This is a genomic window from Bartonella capreoli (assembly GCF_902813205.1).
GTDB classification, from domain to species: Bacteria; Pseudomonadota; Alphaproteobacteria; order Rhizobiales; family Rhizobiaceae; genus Bartonella; species Bartonella schoenbuchensis.
In genome coordinates this window covers 1-445 of record NZ_CADDZX010000228.1, presented here as the reverse complement: position 1 = coordinate 445, position 445 = coordinate 1, and the positions used below count along the sequence as shown (strand labels likewise).

Below are 445 nucleotides of genomic sequence, written 5' to 3'. Positions count from 1 at the left end.
TGTGCTTGTTAACTTCAAATGATGATTTAACTTGACATAATTAAGAGTCAAATAAAATCCACCAACATTATTATAAGAAAAAACCACTACTAGGCTTTAAAAACATACATAACAAACACTAGCGAGTAAACCAAACTAAAAACAACAAAAACACCCACCACCGCGTTATACAAATCACTTTATGCTATATTTTTGTTACTGCTAACGTGACTCTATGAGATTCCCAAAATGTACTATTTTACCACAGAAGCCCGACCGTTACTAACAACACCTTCCCTTTGCGCACGTTTACGAGCAAGCTTACGCGTGCGGCGAATAGCTTCAGCTTTCTCACGAGCACGCTTTTCGGAGGGCTTTTCATAATAACCACGCATTTTCATTTCACGGAAGATACCTTCACGCTGCATCTTTTTTTTCAACGCGCGTAGCGCCTGATCAACATTAT

General features: G+C 38.7%; 1 protein-coding gene. It reads right to left on the bottom strand.

All coding sequences use genetic code 11. From position 1 onward, the window contains the following. Positions 1-233: 233 nt before the first annotated feature. The coding region (gene rpsU, locus J7R05_RS08180; RefSeq protein WP_208541870.1) for a 30S ribosomal protein S21 at positions 234-445 on the bottom strand (212 nt) is incomplete at its 5' end.